The sequence below is a fragment of the Kitasatospora hibisci genome (genome assembly GCF_043950205.1).
In the GTDB taxonomy this organism is placed as follows: Bacteria; Actinomycetota; Actinomycetes; order Streptomycetales; family Streptomycetaceae; genus Kitasatospora; species Kitasatospora hibisci.
Genome location: NZ_CP171642.1, coordinates 5,696,628 through 5,712,585 on the forward strand (window position 1 = coordinate 5,696,628; position 15,958 = coordinate 5,712,585).

The window sequence follows — 15,958 nt, forward strand, 5'->3', positions numbered from 1 at the left end:
CCCGGAGAACTGTCGGCGCCGCACCAAACTGTGGGATGGATCACATGAACCGCGGGTGTCCGGTCGGCGTCATCCGCCCGTGGCCGCGTCGAACTCGCGGACCATGCGCGCGGGGGCGGTCCGCCGCCAGGCCTCGGTGAGCAGCTCCCGCAGCTCAGCGGGGTCGACGCGGTCGAGCCGGACGCCGATCCAGCCGTGCCGGCCGACGTACCCGGGGTAGCTGAACACCTCGGGCTCGGCCGCGAGCAGCTCCGCCTGCTCCTCCTTGGAGGCCTTCACGCTGACGCTCCCGCCCTCCGGCGAGCCCATCGCGAAGATCTTCGTGCGGACCCGTAGGGTCTCGATCTCCCAGGTGGGTTGCTGCTCCGCCGCGGGCAGGGCGAGAGCCATCGCCAGGAACTCCTCGAACGTCACCATGGGGGCAGCCTAGGGCCGGCCCCGGACAGCCGGCCGCTCCCGGTGCGCGCCGGTCAGGCCGGCCGTCGCCAGTCGCCGGCCAGGGCGGGCTCCAGCTGGTCGAAGTAGCGTCCGATCAGGGCGATCATGCCCTCCGGGCCGGACTCCTCCTGGTCGGCGTTCCAGGACAGGTGGGCGGCGCGCAGCACGCTGCCGAAGACGGCCGCGATCACGGTGGGGCGCAGGTCCTCGGCCGGGTCGAGCCCCTCGCGGGCCGCGATCAGTCCGGCCACCACCCGCTCCTGCTCGGCGGCCCGGCGCAGGTGGGCGGCGAGCAGGGTGGGGGTGTCCTCGATGATCTGGAGCAGCTCCAGCGCACTGGTGACCGAGCCGGGACCGGTCCGGTGCTCGGCGCCGAGATCGCGCCAGGACTCGACGATCGCCGCACGCATGGCCTGCAGCGGGTTCTCCTCGGCGGGGCGCCGGCGCAGCCGGTCGATGAAGTAGTCCTCCGCGATGGCCAGGACGGCGAGCGCGACCTCGTCCTTGTTGGCGAAGTAGCGGAAGAAGGTGCGCTGCGAGACGTCGACGGCGGAGGCGATCTCGTCGACCGTCGTCTGTGCGAATCCCTGGCGGAGGAAGAGTCGGTGGGCGGCCTCGATCAGCGCCGCCCTGGTCCGCTGCTTCTTTCGCTCGCGCAGGCCGGGGCCGGTGCCGCCGGCGGCTGCAGTGTCGGCGGGCGGGAGCTGAGCGGCCATGGCGGGGCCCTCCGGGCGGTGGTGCGGGTGGGGTGCAGGAGGACCACTGTAGCGTCCTGACAAATGTCAGTTCGGGCCAGAAGTCAGTGTTTGCCGAATGGCAGTGGCTGACATAATCTTCCCGAGTGGCGCCCGCGGGCCGGGTAACTCGTGGGGACGGGTGGGCCGGGGCGCCACGCCCATGCCTGTCCGCCGCATCGACCCGGAGCCCAGATGAGCCAGTCCGTCGTCAAGAGCGCCAAGGCGGACCCCCCGCCGCAGCGCAAGACCCCGTCCGGGAGAAGCCTTCAGGGCCATCCCTGGCTGACCCTGCTGACCGTCGCCGTCGGCGTGATGATGGTCGCCCTGGACGGCACGATCGTCGCGATCGCCAACCCGGTGATCCAGGAGAAGCTGCACGCCGCGCCCTCCGAGATCCAGTGGGTGACCAGCGGCTACCTGCTGGCTCTTGCGGTCTTCCTGATCACCGCGGGCAAGATCGGCGACCGGTTCGGCCACAAGTCGACCTTCCTGGTCGGCGCGGTCGGCTTCGCCGCCACGTCGGCCGCGATCGGCTTCGCCGGCAACATCGGGATGGTGATCGCCTTCCGGGTCCTCCAGGGCCTGTTCGGCGCGCTGCTCCAGCCGGCCGCGCTCGGCCTGCTGCGCGGGGCGTTCCCGGTGGAGCGGCTCAACATGGCCATCGGCATCTGGGGCGGCGTGATCGGCGCCTCCACCGCGGCCGGGCCGATCGTCGGCGGTCTCCTGGTCGAGCACGTCAACTGGGAGTCTGTCTTCTTCATCAACATCCCGGTCGGCCTGATCGCCCTCGCCCTCGGTATCTGGGTCCTGAAGGACGTCCGGGCCGAGAACGCGGCCAAGTCCTTCGACCTCCCCGGCATCGCGCTGCTCTCGGCGGCGATGTTCGCGCTGGTCTTCGGCATCATCAAGGCGCCCGCGTGGGGCTGGGGCGACGTCTCCACGCTGCTCTTCCTCGGCGGCGCGGCGGTCCTGATGACGGCCTTCGCCTTCTGGCAGCGGGTGGCCCGCGAGCCGCTGATCCCGCTCAGCCTGTTCCGCTCGGTACCGCTGTCGGCCGGCACCCTGCTGATGGTGCTGATGGCCTTCTCGTTCTTCGGCGCGATCTTCTTCGTGACCTTCTACCTGCAGAACGTGCACGGGATGTCGCCGGTCTCGGCCGGCGTCCACCTGCTCCCGATGACCGGCATGATGATCGTCGGCTCGCCGCTGGCCGGTCTGGCCATCGGCAGGCTCGGCCCGCGCATCCCGATCGTGACCGGCATGCTGCTCACCACCGTCGCGATGTTCGGCATGTCGACCCTGGACACCGGCTCCGGTACCGGCGTGATGTCGCTCTGGTTCGTGCTGATGGGCCTGGGCATCTCTCCGGTCATCGTCGGCGCCACCGAGGTCATCGTCGGCAACGCCCCGCTGGAGCTGTCCGGTGTGGCGGGCGGCCTGCAGCAGGCCGCGATGCAGGTCGGCGGCAGCCTGGGCACCGCCGTGCTCGGCGCGCTGATGGCCGCCAGGGTCACCGACGTGCTGCCGGGGAACTGGGCCAAGGCCGGTCTGCCGCCGGTCGAGGGCGCCCACGCCGAGGGCCTGAACCAGGCCGCCCAGCTCGGCATCGCCCCGCCGGCCCCGGCCGGCACCCCGCAGCAGGCGGTCGACGCGATGGCCTCCGCCGTCCACGACTCCTTCGTCAGCGGCATGTCGCTCGCCTTCGCGGTCGCCGCCGTGGTGGCCTTCGGGGCGGCCCTGCTCGGCCTGCTGACCCGCCGCGGCACCACCGACGCGGGCCCGGCCGTCCACATCTGACCCGGGCGCCACGACCGCGGCCCCGGACCCCGCCGGGTCCGGGGCCGCGGTCGTCCCGCTCCGGAGGACGACCCCGGGCGGGGACGGGAACGGCGAAGGGCCGGACCTCCGTGGCGGAGGTCCGGCCCTTCAGTGTGCCCACCGGCCGGTCAGGCGTCGCCGCCCGCGGCGCCCGGGTCGGCGGCCGCCACGTCCAGCAGCTGGTAGCGGTCGATCGCGTCCTTCAGGGCGCTGCGGTCGATCTTGCCCTGCTTGGCGAGCTCGGTGAGCACCGCCAGGACGACCGACTGCGCGTCGATGTGGAAGTAGCGACGCGCCGCACCGCGGGTGTCGGCGAAGCCGAAGCCGTCGGCGCCCAGCGACTGGTACCGGCCCGGCACCCAGCGCGAGATCTGGTCCGGCACGGCGCGCATCCAGTCGGAGACGGCGATGAACGGGCCCTCGGAGCCCTGGAGCTTCTGGGTCACGTACGGGACGCGCTCCTGCTCCTCGGGGTGCAGCAGGTTGAACTCCTCGGCCTCCACCGCGTCGCGGCGCAGCTCGTTCCAGGAGGTCGCGGACCAGACGTCGGCCTTGACGTTCCACTCCTCGGCGAGGATGCGCTGGGCCTCCAGGGCCCACGGCACCGCCACGCCGGAGGCGAGGATCTGGGCCGGGATCTGGCCGGCGGTGCCGGGCGCGTACCGGTGCAGACCCTTGAGGATGCCCTCGACGTCGACGTTCTCCGGCTCGGCCGGCATCTTGATCGGCTCGTTGTAGACGGTGAGGTAGTAGAACACGTCCTCGCCGTGCGGGTGCTGCTCGCTGGAGCCGTACATCCGCCGCAGACCGTCCTGGACGATGTGTGCGATCTCGAAGCCGTACGCCGGGTCGTAGGCGACGACGCCCGGGTTGGTCGAGGCCAGCAGGTGCGAGTGGCCGTCGGCGTGCTGCAGGCCCTCGCCGGTCAGCGTGGTCCGGCCGGCGGTGGCGCCGAGCACGAAGCCGCGGGCCAGCTGGTCGGCCATCTGCCAGAACTGGTCACCGGTGCGCTGGAACCCGAACATCGAGTAGAAGACGTACACCGGGATCAGCGGCTCGCCGTGGGTGGCGTAGGACGAGCCCGCGGCGATCAGCGAGGCGGTGCAGCCCGCCTCGGAGATGCCGTCGTGCAGCATCTGGCCGGTCGGGGACTCCTTGTACGCCAGCAGCAGCTCGCGGTCGACCGACTCGTAGGTCTGGCCGAGCGGGTTGTAGATCTTCGCCGACGGGAACAGCGAGTCCATCCCGAAGGTGCGGTACTCGTCCGGGGCGATCGGCACGAAGCGGTTGCCGATGCCCTTGTCGCGCATGAGGTCCTTGAGCAGCCGGACGAACGCCATGGTGGTGGCGATGGTCTGGTTGCCGGAGCCCTTCTTGACCGCCTTGTACGCGTCGTCGCCGGGCAGCTCCAGCTTGCGCGGGCGCACCTTGCGGGTCGGCACGTAGCCGCCCAGCTCCTGGCGGCGGTCGTGCATGTACTGGATCTCTTCGGAGTTGCGGCCCGGGTGGTAGTAGGGCGGGTAGCCCTCCTCGAGCTGCTTGTCCGTGATCGGCAGGTGCAGGCGGTCGCGGAAGCGCTTGAGGTCCTCGACCGTCAGCTTCTTCATCTGGTGGGTCGCGTTGCGGCCCTCGAAGTTCGGGCCGAGGGTCCAGCCCTTGACCGTCTGCGCGAGGATGACCGTCGGCTGGCCCTTGTGCTCGCGGGCCGCCTTGAACGCCGCGTAGATCTTGGCGTGGTCGTGGCCGCCGCGACCCAGGTGCTGGATCTGCTGGTCGGTCATGTTCTCGACCATCTTGCGCAGCCGCAGGTCGCCGCCGAAGAAGTGCTCGCGGATGTACGAGCCGGTCTCCGTCGCGTAGGTCTGGAACTGGCCGTCCACCGTGGTGTTCAGCTTGTTCACCAGGACGCCGTCGCGGTCCTGCGCGAGCAGCGGGTCCCAGCTGCGGTCCCAGATCAGCTTGATCACGTTCCAGCCGGCGCCCCGGAACTGGGACTCCAGCTCCTGGATGATCTTGCCGTTGCCGCGGACCGGGCCGTCGAGGCGCTGCAGGTTGCAGTTGACCACGAAGGTCAGGTTGTCCAGGCCCTCGCGGGCGGCGAGCGACAGCTGGCCGAGCGACTCGGGCTCGTCCATCTCGCCGTCGCCGAGGAAGGCGTAGACGTGCGAGTCGGAGGTGTCCTTGATGCCCCGGTGCTCCAGGTAGCGGTTCATCCGGGCTTGGTAGATCGCACCGAGCGGGCCGAGGCCCATCGAGACGGTCGGGAACTCCCAGAAGTCCGGCATCAGCCGCGGGTGCGGGTAGCTGGAGAGGCCGTACGGGAACTTCGACTTCTCCTGGCGGAAGGCGTCGAGCTGCTGCTCGGTCAGTCGGTCCAGGAGGAACGCGCGGGCGTAGATGCCGGGGGAGGCGTGACCCTGGAAGAAGATCTGGTCGCCCGACTCGCCCTCGGCGTCCTTGCCGCGGAAGAAGTAGTTGAAGCCGACGTCGTAGAGCGACGCCGAGGAGGCGAAGGTGGCGATGTGACCGCCCACGCCGATGCCCGGGCGCTGGGCGCGCGAGACCATGACGGCCGCGTTCCAGCGGGTCGCGTTGAGGACCTTGCGCTCGATCTCCTCGTTGCCGGGGAAGAAGGGCTCGTCCTTGGTGGCGATGGTGTTGACGTAGTCCGTGCTGCGCATCTCGGGCACGGCGACGCGCTTCTCGCGGGCGCGCTCGATCAGGCGGAGCATCAGGTAGCGGGCACGCTCGCGCCCCCGCTCGTCGATGGCCGCGTCAAGCGACTCCAGCCATTCCGCGGTCTCCTCGGGATCGAAGTCCGGGACCTGACTCGGAAGGCCGCCAATGATGATCGGGTTGCGATCGGATCCGGAAGCCACGCTGTTCCTTCACTGTCGGTCGAAACTTAGGTGTGTCGCGCCGCCTCCATCGTGCTACCGCGCTCGGAGATCCGTCATCTCTACCGATCGGTAACCGTTTCGCCTGGTGGGCGGCACGGTCTGGTGGTGTGCGGAGCGGGCGCTGTTGCCGACGCCGCGCACCACCGGGTGTTACGAAAAGAGGTGGTCCGACCTGGTTGCCCGTCCGTCCGATGGCGGGCGGTCGGGGTGAGGGCCAACAGGAGACTCTACGCCCGCGCACGCGCGGACCCCGAATGCCGTTCGCATCTCGGGCACGCGTACGGCCTGCGGACCGGGACCACCCGAAGCATCCTTGTCCTACGCAGAGAAGGGCAAATCGGTGTGATTCGCGACACCTCCGGCGGCGTGTCCCGGTGCGACACGTCAACCTTTGGAGGGGATCGGGGGTCGGGTACTTGCGCGAACCGCCGCGCCCGTGTGGACTACGGCCACAGCCTCGGCACGGATGCCGAGCCGAATACTGGAGGTTATTCCCGTGAGCGCGACCGCGGATCCCGCGGACAAGTCCAACCCGGCGCACCGTCTCGGTTTCGAGAAGGACCAGATCATCCAGGAGCTGGGGTACGACGAAGACACTGACCAGGAACTCCGCGAGGGCATCGAGGAGATCACCGGGACGGATCTCGTCGACGAGGACTACGACGACGTCGCCGACGCCGTCCTGCTGTGGCACCGCGACGACGACGGGGATCTGACCGACTCCCTCGTCGACGCCCTGGAATACCTGGCCGAGGGCGGCCTGATCTGGCTGCTGACGCCCAAGACCGGCCGTGACGGCCACATCGAGGCCTCCGACATCGCCGATGCGGCGCGTACCGCCGGCCTCTCGCAGACCAGCTCGATCGCCGTCGCCAAGGACTGGGCCGCGACCCGCCTGGCGACCAAGGCGGCCTCCAAGGGCGGCAAGCGCTGAACACCCCCTGAAGCCGTCGGACCGGGCCCCGCTGGAGCTTCCTCCAGCGGGGCCCGGCCGTTTCGGCGTCCGGGCTGGAGCCCCTGCCGGGGGTGGCGTTCGCCCAGGGCGAAAACGGCCGATCCGCGTACCGGCGGCCTCACCCGTCCGGCCGAACCGGCGCCGACGAATGCGAGGATGGCGCTCGTCGCGCCCGCCGCGCGGCCCTGTCGCGTTCAGAAAGGTCCCACCATGGCCATCGAGATCGGTACCGAGGCTCCGGACTTCGAGCTGAGGAACCAGCACGGCGAGCCGGTCAGGCTCTCCGACTTCCGGGGCGAGAAGAACGTCGTCCTGGTCTTCTACCCGTTCTCGTTCACCGGTGTCTGCACCGGAGAGGTCTGCGCGATCCAGAAGGAGCTGCCGCGTCTGCAGAACGACGAGGTGCAGGTGCTCGGCGTCTCCAACGACTCGCCCTTCACCCAGCGCGTCTTCGCCGACCAGGAGGGCCTGGACTTCCCGCTGCTCTCCGACTTCTGGCCGCACGGCGAGGTCTCCCGCGCCTACGGCGTCTTCGACGAGGAGAAGGGCTGCGCCGTGCGCGGCACCTTCGTGATCGACAAGGCCGGCGTGGTCCGCTGGAGCGTCGTGAACGACCTGCCGGACGCCCGCGACGAGCAGGAGTACCTGAAGGTCGTCGGCGCGCTCTGACGCGTCCGGGGGCGCTCGGCGCCCCGCGCGCAACCCCTGTGTGCGACCCTGCGCACACCTTCGTGCACGACCGTGCGGGATCCTGCGGGCCCGGCTTGGCGAGATTCGAACAGCCACGCCGGGCCCGTTCCCTGCCCGGGACGGGAACCCGGCACTACGATCGGTCCGTTGGCTGGTCAGAGGCTCGGCGGCAACCGCCCCCGACGCCTTGAACCGCACCACGGGGGCACCAGGGGTGCCTCCCGATTCTTGGAGGACAAGTGGGTGTCAGCCTGAGCAAGGGCGGCAATGTCTCGCTCACCAAGGAGGCTCCCGGCCTGGCCGCCGTGGTCGTCGGCCTTGGCTGGGACGTCCGTACCACCACCGGCACGGACTTCGACCTGGACGCCAGCGCCCTGCTCTGCAACGACCAGGGCAAGGTCGGCACGGACGGTAACTTCGTCTTCTTCAACAACCTGAAGAGCCCCGACGGCTCGGTCGAGCACACCGGCGACAACCTCACCGGTGAGGGCGAGGGCGACGACGAGCAGATCAAGGTCAACCTGGCCACCGTGCCGGCCGACGTGGCCAAGATCGTCTTCCCGGTGTCCATCTACGACGCCGAGAACCGGTCCCAGAACTTCGGCCAGGTCCGCAACGCGTTCATCCGCGTGGTCAACCAGGCCGACAACAGGGAGCTGGCCCGGTACGACCTCTCCGAGGACGCCTCGACCGAGACCGCGATGGTCTTCGGCGAGCTGTACCGCAACGGCGCCGAGTGGAAGTTCCGCGCCATCGGCCAGGGCTACGCCTCCGGCCTGCGCGGCATCGCCCAGGACTTCGGCGTCAACGTCTGAGTCCGGGACGGGCCCGGCGGGCCTGAGACGGTACCAGCGGGCCGGGGCGGCCGCGGACGTGACGCGTCCGTGGCCGCCCCGGCTTCGTGCTGTCCCGGCGCACTGGAAGGATGGGAGTTCAGGAAGTTCAGCCGGCCGGACGAGGCCGGACGGGGCCGCGGGGGAATACACCTGAGATGCGCCCCGGGAGGAAAGGGAGGAAGGACAGCCATGAGTGTCACGCTCGCCAAGGGTGGAAACGTCTCGCTGACCAAGGCCGCGCCGAACCTGACGCAGGTGCAGATCGGCCTCGGCTGGGACGCCCGCTCGACCACCGGTGCGCCGTTCGACCTCGACGCCAGCGCGCTGCTCTGCTCGGGAGGGCGGGTGCTCGGCGACGAGTACTTCGTCTTCTACAACAACCTGAAGAGCCCCGAGGGCTCGGTCGAGCACACCGGCGACAACCTCACCGGTGAGGGCGAGGGCGATGACGAGGTCGTGCTGGTCAACCTGGACCTCGTCCCGCCGCAGGTGGACAAGGTCGTGTTCCCGGTGTCGATCTACGACGCCGAGTCGCGGCTGCAGAACTTCGGCCAGGTGCGCAACGCCTACATCCGGGTGGTCAACTCCCTGGACGGTCAGGAGATCGCGCGCTACGACCTGACCGAGGACGCCTCCAGCGAGACCGCGATGATCTTCGGCGAGCTGTACCGATACGCGGGCGAGTGGAAGTTCCGCGCGGTTGGCCAGGGCTACGCCTCGGGCCTGCGCGGCATTGCCCTGGATTTCGGCGTAAACGTACAGTAAAGGCCCGAAACACGCAGACGTCGTGTTCGGTGCCATGAACTCGAAAGGTAACCAAGTCCCGTGTTCCTCCGCACATTCGGCTGGTCATTCGCGATCACCGTCATCGGGCTGATCGCAGCCGGCCTGCTCTGGGGAGCCGAGGGATTCGGCATTGTGCTGATCCTCTCCATCCTGGAGATCTCCCTGTCGTTCGACAACGCGGTGGTCAACGCCACGGTGTTGAAGCGGATGAACCCGTACTGGCAGAAGATCTTCCTCACCGTCGGCGTGCTGATCGCCGTCTTCGGCATGCGGCTCGTCTTCCCGCTGCTGGTCGTCGGCCTCACCGCGCACCTCAACCCGGCCACCGTCATCGACCTGGCGCTGCACTCGGACAAGACGTACGAGGGCATGACGTACGCCCAGTACCTGGAGGCGGCCAACCCGGCCATCGCGGCCTTCGGCGGCGTCTTCCTGCTGATGATCTTCCTCGACTTCATCTTCGAGGAGAAGGACTACAACTGGCTGGCCTGGATCGAGCGTCCGCTGCAGAAGGTCGGCAAGCTGGAGGCCCTCTCGACGGTCGTCGCGCTGGTCACGCTGCTCCTGGCGTCGAACTTCTTCGCCGGTGAGCACGCCGAGACGGTGCTGCTGGCCGGCGTGCTCGGCCTGGTCACCTACCTCTCCGTGAACGGACTCGCCTCGATCTTCGAGGCGGGCCTGGACGAGGAGGCCGAGAAGGAGGAGGAGGCGGAGAAGGCCGGGAAGTCCATCGTCCAGGTCGGCGGCAAGGCCGCGTTCTTCCTCTTCATGTACCTGGAGGTCCTGGACGCGTCGTTCTCCTTCGACGGCGTGGTCGGCGCGTTCGCCATCTCCAGCGACATCTTCCAGATCACCCTGGGTCTCGGCATCGGCGCGATGTACATCCGCTCGCTGACCGTCTTCCTGGTCCGCAAGGGCACCCTGGACGACTACGTGTACCTGGAGCACGGCGCGCACTACGCGATCGGTGCGCTCGCGGTGATCCTGATGGTCGGCATCGAGTACCACATCCCGGAGATCGTCACCGGCCTGATCGGCGTCGCGTTCATCGGTCTGGCACTCGGCTCGTCCATCCTGCGCAACCGCCGTGCGGCCGCCGAGGGCGGCGACGGCGAGGAGCAGGAGCTGGTGAGCTCCACCAAGTAGGCGCCCCGGCGCAGACACGAACGGCCCGTCCCCGGCGAGAGGGGGCGGGCCATTCGGTGTTCCGGGGTGTTCCGGGGTGCTCCGGTGGCGGTCCGGCGGCGGGACGCCGGTGTGGTTCGGTGCGCTGTCCGGCGCCGGGGTCCGGCACCCGGGTCCGGCACCGGGGCGCGGTCAGCCGAGCTGCTGCTCGATGGCGCGGAGCTTCCGCTCCAGCGAGTCCAGCTTGGGCATCGACAGGGTGTCGTCGTCGGCCGTCAGGTCGAGGGTCGAGCTGCGGTAGGACGAGGACGACGAGCCGCTGCGGTAGGAGGACTCCTCGGAGGTCCCGAGCGAGGAGGAGCCGAGAGCGGACGAGCCGAGGGTGGACGAGCCGAACGAGGTGCCGACGGCGGCCCGCGGGCGGCGGCCGGCCTCCAGGGCGCTGCGCGGGGCCGGCTCCAGCGAGGAGGCGGTCTGGGAGGTGGTGGCGTCCGCTCCGGTGGCTAGGGCAGGCTCCGTAGCGCTCGGGCCGTCTCCGGCGGCGGTGAGCGCGGGCACCTGGCGGCCGCCGCGGGCCCGGGCGAGCATGCCGCCCTGGCGGGCGATGGCCTTGAGCTCGGCGCGCTCGCGGCGGTCGGCGGTCCGGGCGCGCATCTTGGCGTCCAGCTTCGCCTGGCGCTCCTCACGCACCTCCTCGACGGCCTCGTCCAGGCTGCGGACGTTCTCCAGCAGCATCAGCGACCAGGCGGCGTAGGTCTCCCGGGGGGCGCGCATCCAGCGCACGATCCGGATCTGCGGCAGCGGGCGCGGGACCAGGCCCTGCTCGCGCAGCGCGGCCTTGCGGGTCTGCTTCAGCGCGCGGTCGAAGAGGATCGCGGCCGAGATCGACATGCCGGAGAAGAACTGCGGGGCGCCGTCGTGCGACACGCCGCGCGGGGCGTGCACCCAGTTGAACCAGGCCGAGGCGATCGCGAACACCCAGACCAGCAGGCGCGAACCGAGCGCCGCGTCACCGTGGCTGGCCTCGCGCACGGCGAGCACCGAGCAGAACATCGCCGCGCCGTCCAGGCCGAACGGGACGAGGTACTCCCAGCCGTTGGAGAGGCCGAGGTTCTCCTTGCCGAAGCCCACCAGGCCGTGGAACGACAGCGCGGCCGCGACGCCGGCGCAGCAGAACAGCAGGACGTAGGAGGAGATCCCGTAGATCATCTCCTTGCGCCGTCGGCGCTCCTCGCTGCGCTCCCAGGAGTCGCCGGGCTCCTCGGTCTTGCTGTTGTTCTTGAAGCGCAGCGTCGCCACCAGGATGGCGGTGAACAGCAGGGCTGCGCCGCCGATGACGGTCCAGACCAGCTGTATGGAGGTCAGGTTCATTGCGGGTCGGGCCTCGGGTTTCCGCAGGGGACAGGTCACAGTGCGACACGAGAGGACAGGACCCCTCCCCGGAACGGGGCCTGACGGTGCGTCGCTGCTGCCGGTGCGCCTCCGCACCCCTGGACGGGGGCGGGCGGGACACCTGTGCGGCAAGACGATATCGCGTCCGAGGGGGCGGCATGTTACGGGAGGGGAGCTTCGGCCCGCCAATCGACCCGCCGGTGGGGGTGGCGGTACCCTGCCGCGGCCGTCGGCGCCGCTCGGCGGTGTCCCGGGTGCCGGGGTGGGTAGGGAGTTCGTTACCCGGCGGGCGCGGTGATGCCCGATCATGGAGCGGCGGACCGTCAGACCGCCTGGCGGCCCTGGGGGAGGACTGGGATGGCCTCGATTTGGGAGTACCTGCGCGGGGAGCGGAACACGCTCGACCCGGGTGGGCAGTACAAGGTCACGCTCACCAAGTCCACCCCGCAGCACGCGATCACCGGGGCCGCGGCCACCACCGGCTACCTCTACGTCAACCTGCACTGGACCAACCGGATAGAGGCCCCGCGCGCGTCCGGCCGGGACGTGCTGCGGCGGTTCTTCAACCCGCGCATCCTCAGCCCGATGGAGCCGGACGCGCAGCACGCCCAGGTCAACGTGGACCTCGACCTGGCCTGCATGTACGAACTGGCCGACGGCAGCCGCGGTGTCGTCCAGCCGCTCGGCGGCTACTTCGGAGACCTGCAGCGCGCGCCCTACGTCAAGCTGAGCGGGGACGACCAGTACGGGGCGCCGTCCGGCGAGACGATGTACGTCAACCTGGAGAAGAAGGACCAGTTCAAGCGGCTGCTGATCTTCGTCTACATCTACGACGGCACGCCGGCGTTCGAACAGGCCAACGCCGTGGTGACGATCGTGCCGCAGACCGGTCCGCGGATCGAGATCAAGCTGGAGGAACGCGCCCACGCCGCGCGCTCCTGCGCCGTGGTGCTGATCGAGAACGCCGGGGACAACACGCTCACGGTGCGCCGCGAGGTGCGGTACGTGAACGGGTTCCAGGCGGACATCGACCGGCTGTACGGCTTCGGGATGCAGTGGCAGCGCGGGTACAAGAGCAGCTGACCCGGCCGACCGCCCGGCCACCGGTGGGTCCTCCGACGGCCGGCGGGGGAGGTGGGGCCCAGGACGGCCGGCCCTCCGGCGGCCGGGCGGCTCAGCGGGGCTGGAACTGCGGGCCCTGCGGCGGCAGCGCGAACTCCTCGGCGCCGGCCGGCCGCTGGCCCTGCCCCTGGTGCTGCGGGGGCTGGTGCTGCGCGGCGTTCGGCTGGGGGTAGCCGTAGCCGCCCTGCTGCGGTGGTTGCTGGGGCTGCTGGTGCGGGTAGCCGTAGCCGCCCTGCTGCTGGGCGTGCTGCGGCTGCGGGTAGGGCTGGTTCGGCGTCGGCTGGGGGTAGCCGTAGCCGCCCTGCTGCGGTGGTTGCTGGGGCTGCTGGTGCGGGTAGCCGTAGCCGCCCTGCTGCTGGGCGTGCTGCGGCTGCGGGTAGCCGTACCCCGGCCGGGTGTCCGGGGGCGCCGGCGGGGCGGGCGGCAGCGTGGGCGGCGCGGTCGGCGGAGGGGGGGAGTTGGCGGGGACGCCCGCGGCCGGCGCGGTGGTGGGCGGCGCGGGCGCGGCGGGCAGCGGGACGGCCGGGGCCAGGGTGTAGGTGCCGGGCTCCGGGCGAGGGGCGGGGCGGGGGTCCGGCGGCGCGGTGCGGGGGTCCACCGCCGGGGCGGCCGGGGCGGCGGAGCCGGCGTCCGTCTCGTCCTCGACGGTGATGCCGAAGTCGGTGGCCAGGCCGATCAGGCCCGAGGCGTACCCCTGGCCGACGGCCCGGAACTTCCAGGCCCCGGCCCGGCGGTAGAGCTCGCCCGCGACCAGTGCGGTCACGTCCTCGGCCTCCGGCATGGCGAATTCGGCGAGCGCGGGCACGCCCTCGCCGCCGGCGGCGTCGTAGAGCAGGACCCGCAGGCCGCTCACCGAGCGGAACGAACCGCCCTCGGAGGAGCCCGCCAGCACCACCCGGTCGACGTCGAGCGGCAGCTTGCCGAGCTCGGCCTCGATGGTGTCGACGACCTCGGCGCCGCCGGCCGTCTGCTGCTTGGGCAGGTGGCGGACCATGCCGGAGGGGTGCCGCGGCTGGTTGTAGAAGACGAAGTCGGCATCCGAACGGACCCTGCCGTCGGCGCCGAGCAGCAGCGCGGAAGCGTCCACGTCCGGCGCACCGGGCGTGGCGCTCCAGCGCAGCACGGCGCGGACCGCCGCGACCGGCAGTGCGATGTTGGCGCCCTTGGCCATCACGTGCGTCATAGCCGACCATCCTGCCTGTTCGCCACCCCTTCGGACAACGTGACCGAAGGTGGCGAATCGGAGGGACTTTGCCAACACTTGCGCTTTGTGAAGCGGAGGGTAATCTTCCGAGAATTCGATGTTTCGGAACAGCATTCGACCGGAAGCCGTCCGTACGATGGGCGGCCAGAGGCTCCCGGGAGAGTCCGGCGAGGCTCCGGTCAAGGGTTCGGCAGGGGGTGGCAGGAGCGCGTGCCCGGGAACCACCACGCCCGGTGAGTCGGTTGACCCTCTGGAAGACCCGCCCGTGCGGGGCGGGATCCGACGGTCCCGTTCCGAATCCAGCACACGACACCCCGCCCGACGTCCGCCCGGTGCCCCACCGGACCCGCGCCCGATCCGGCGCCCCGATCCGGCGCCCGCCCCCGCCCTGCCGCCAGCCCCGTGCCCGGTCCCGGTTCCTCCGGCGCCCCGAGCCTCCGTCGAGCCCGCTCGGCCCGTCCGACGAGCCCTTCGCACACCCGGAATCCCGCCGCAGAGGCGGTCACAACCCCTGAGGAGAGCACCTTGCGCCATTTCGGCCACCTCGCCGACGACGTACGCGGCCGGCTCTTCCTCGAACCGCCTCGCGACTTCTCCCCGGAGAGCGATGCGGCCGTCCTCGCGACCGCGCTCGGCGCCACGCTCTACAGCCCGGCCACCAGGCCGAGCCTGAAGGCGGACATCCGCAAGCAGGCGGCCCGAGGCGTCGTCTCGATGGTGCTCTGTCTGGAGGACTCGATCGCCGACCACGAGGTCGCCGGTGCCGAGGCCAACCTGGTCGCGCAGCTCGGCGCACTGTTCGAGGAGGCGGTGGGGGTGGACGCCTCGGTCGGGGGAACGTTCGACGGAACGGTCGCGGAAGGCGGGGTCGCACGGCCGGACGAGGGTGCCGTGAAGGCCGAAACCTTCACTGATTGCGCACATGATCTCCCCCTTCTCTTCGTTAGAGTGCGTGCCGCCGCCCAGATCACCGACCTCGTCGAGCGACTCGGCCCGGCGATCCGGCTCCTGACCGGGTTCGTGTTCCCCAAGTTCACCGACGAGAGCGGCGCGGAGTACCTGGAGGCGCTGACCGCCGCCGAGGCGGCCACCGGGCGGCGGCTGTTCGCAATGCCGGTCCTGGAGTCCCCGGAGCTGGCGCACCTGGAGACCCGCCGCGAGCAGCTGTTCGGCATCGCCCGGCTTCTCGACAAGTACCGCGAGCGCGTCCTCGCCGTCCGGCTCGGCGTGACCGACCTCTGCTCGGCGTACGGCCTGCGCCGCTCGCCCGACCTGACGGCGTACGACGTCGCCCTGGTCGCGGCGGTGATCGGGGACGTGGTGAACGTGCTCGGCCGGGCCGACGGCACCGGGTTCACCGTCACCGGGCCCGTCTGGGAGTACTTCCCGGTCCAGGAGCGGATGTTCAAGCCGCAGCTGCGCCGCACCCCGTTCGCCGAGGCCGAGCCCTCCGGGGAGGCGGTCCGGCAGCGGATCATCGAGCACGACCTGGACGGCCTGATCCGCGAGTTCGAGCTGGACCGGGCCAACGGCCTGCTCGGCAAGACCTGCATCCACCCCAGCCACGTCCCCGCCGTGCACGCGCTCTCGGTGGTCACGCACGAGGAGTACTGCGATGCCCGGGACATCCTCGACCAGGAACGCGACGGCGGCGGCGTGCTGCGCTCGGCGTACACCAACAAGATGAACGAGTCCAAGCCGCACCGGGCATGGGCGGAGCGCGTGCTGCTGCGCGCCGAGGTGTTCGGGGTGGCCCGGGAGGACGTCAGCTTCGCCGAACTGCTCTCGGCCTGCCTCTGTGGCTGAGGCTCCGCCGGGTGCCGGGTGCCGGGTGCCGGGTGCCGGGTGCCGGGTGGTGGGGGCCGGCGCCGGGTGGTGGGGGCTTTCGCCGGCACCGCTCGCGCCCCGGTTCGACCCCGCACTACCCTGTCCGACCCCGTACCACTGCAGGACCC

General features: G+C 70.8%; 13 protein-coding genes. 8 read left to right on the plus strand and 5 right to left on the minus strand.

The features are described from left to right. Positions 1-69: 69 nt before the first annotated feature. Together ACF9IK_RS24935 and ACF9IK_RS24940 are read right to left on the minus strand one after the other, a co-directional pair. Positions 70-417, minus strand: a complete 348-nt coding sequence (locus tag ACF9IK_RS24935; protein WP_395296319.1) for an MmcQ/YjbR family DNA-binding protein — start codon at positions 415-417, stop codon at positions 70-72. Between the two features lie 53 nt (positions 418-470). Then, positions 471-1,154: a TetR family transcriptional regulator gene (locus ACF9IK_RS24940; protein ID WP_395296320.1), complete on the minus strand. Its 684-nt coding sequence runs from the start codon at positions 1,152-1,154 to the stop codon at positions 471-473. 213 nt (positions 1,155-1,367) lie between these two features. Between ACF9IK_RS24940 and ACF9IK_RS24945 the strand changes: the two genes are divergently transcribed. Further along, positions 1,368-2,972: an MFS transporter gene (locus ACF9IK_RS24945; RefSeq protein WP_395296321.1), complete on the plus strand. Its 1,605-nt coding sequence runs from the start codon at positions 1,368-1,370 to the stop codon at positions 2,970-2,972. A gap of 149 nt (positions 2,973-3,121) precedes the next feature. On the opposite strand, the gene aceE is transcribed toward ACF9IK_RS24945, so the two are convergent. Further along, complete coding sequence (gene aceE, locus ACF9IK_RS24950; protein WP_395296322.1) at positions 3,122-5,872, minus strand: pyruvate dehydrogenase (acetyl-transferring), homodimeric type; 2,751 nt, start codon at positions 5,870-5,872, stop codon at positions 3,122-3,124. Between the two features lie 517 nt (positions 5,873-6,389). On the opposite strand from aceE, the gene ACF9IK_RS24955 reads away from it, so the two are divergent. The 5 genes from ACF9IK_RS24955 (at position 6,390) to ACF9IK_RS24975 (ending at position 10,306) form a co-directional block, all read left to right on the plus strand. Continuing rightward, on the plus strand, positions 6,390-6,827 hold the full coding sequence (locus ACF9IK_RS24955) for a DUF3052 domain-containing protein (protein WP_395296323.1): 438 nt from the start codon (positions 6,390-6,392) through the stop codon (positions 6,825-6,827). 231 nt (positions 6,828-7,058) lie between these two features. Continuing rightward, complete coding sequence (locus ACF9IK_RS24960; RefSeq protein ID WP_395296324.1) at positions 7,059-7,517, plus strand: peroxiredoxin; 459 nt, start codon at positions 7,059-7,061, stop codon at positions 7,515-7,517. Between the two features lie 260 nt (positions 7,518-7,777). Continuing rightward, the gene (locus ACF9IK_RS24965) at positions 7,778-8,353 is read left to right on the plus strand and encodes a TerD family protein (protein WP_395296325.1); all 576 of its coding nucleotides are present in this window, start codon (positions 7,778-7,780) and stop codon (positions 8,351-8,353) included. Between the two features lie 210 nt (positions 8,354-8,563). Further along, on the plus strand, positions 8,564-9,139 hold the full coding sequence (locus ACF9IK_RS24970; RefSeq protein WP_395296326.1) for a TerD family protein: 576 nt from the start codon (positions 8,564-8,566) through the stop codon (positions 9,137-9,139). Between the two features lie 60 nt (positions 9,140-9,199). Continuing rightward, entirely contained in the window at positions 9,200-10,306 is a 1,107-nt protein-coding gene (locus tag ACF9IK_RS24975) for a DUF475 domain-containing protein (protein ID WP_395296327.1), read from the plus strand. A 171-nt stretch (positions 10,307-10,477) separates the two neighbouring features. Here the strand turns inward: ACF9IK_RS24975 and ACF9IK_RS24980 are convergent, their stop codons facing one another. Continuing rightward, positions 10,478-11,656, minus strand: a complete 1,179-nt coding sequence (locus ACF9IK_RS24980) for a DUF2637 domain-containing protein (RefSeq protein WP_395296328.1) — start codon at positions 11,654-11,656, stop codon at positions 10,478-10,480. Positions 11,657-12,034: 378 nt separating this feature from the next. Between ACF9IK_RS24980 and ACF9IK_RS24985 the strand changes: the two genes are divergently transcribed. Continuing rightward, positions 12,035-12,760, plus strand: a complete 726-nt coding sequence (locus ACF9IK_RS24985) for a Tellurium resistance (protein WP_395296329.1) — start codon at positions 12,035-12,037, stop codon at positions 12,758-12,760. A gap of 91 nt (positions 12,761-12,851) precedes the next feature. On the opposite strand, the gene ACF9IK_RS24990 is transcribed toward ACF9IK_RS24985, so the two are convergent. Beyond that, positions 12,852-13,982, minus strand: coding sequence for a TerD family protein (locus tag ACF9IK_RS24990; protein WP_395296330.1), 1,131 nt, complete (start codon positions 13,980-13,982; stop codon positions 12,852-12,854). 546 nt (positions 13,983-14,528) lie between these two features. On the opposite strand from ACF9IK_RS24990, the gene ACF9IK_RS24995 reads away from it, so the two are divergent. Next, positions 14,529-15,809, plus strand: coding sequence for an HpcH/HpaI aldolase/citrate lyase family protein (locus ACF9IK_RS24995; protein WP_395296331.1), 1,281 nt, complete (start codon positions 14,529-14,531; stop codon positions 15,807-15,809). Positions 15,810-15,958: the final 149 nt, after the last annotated feature.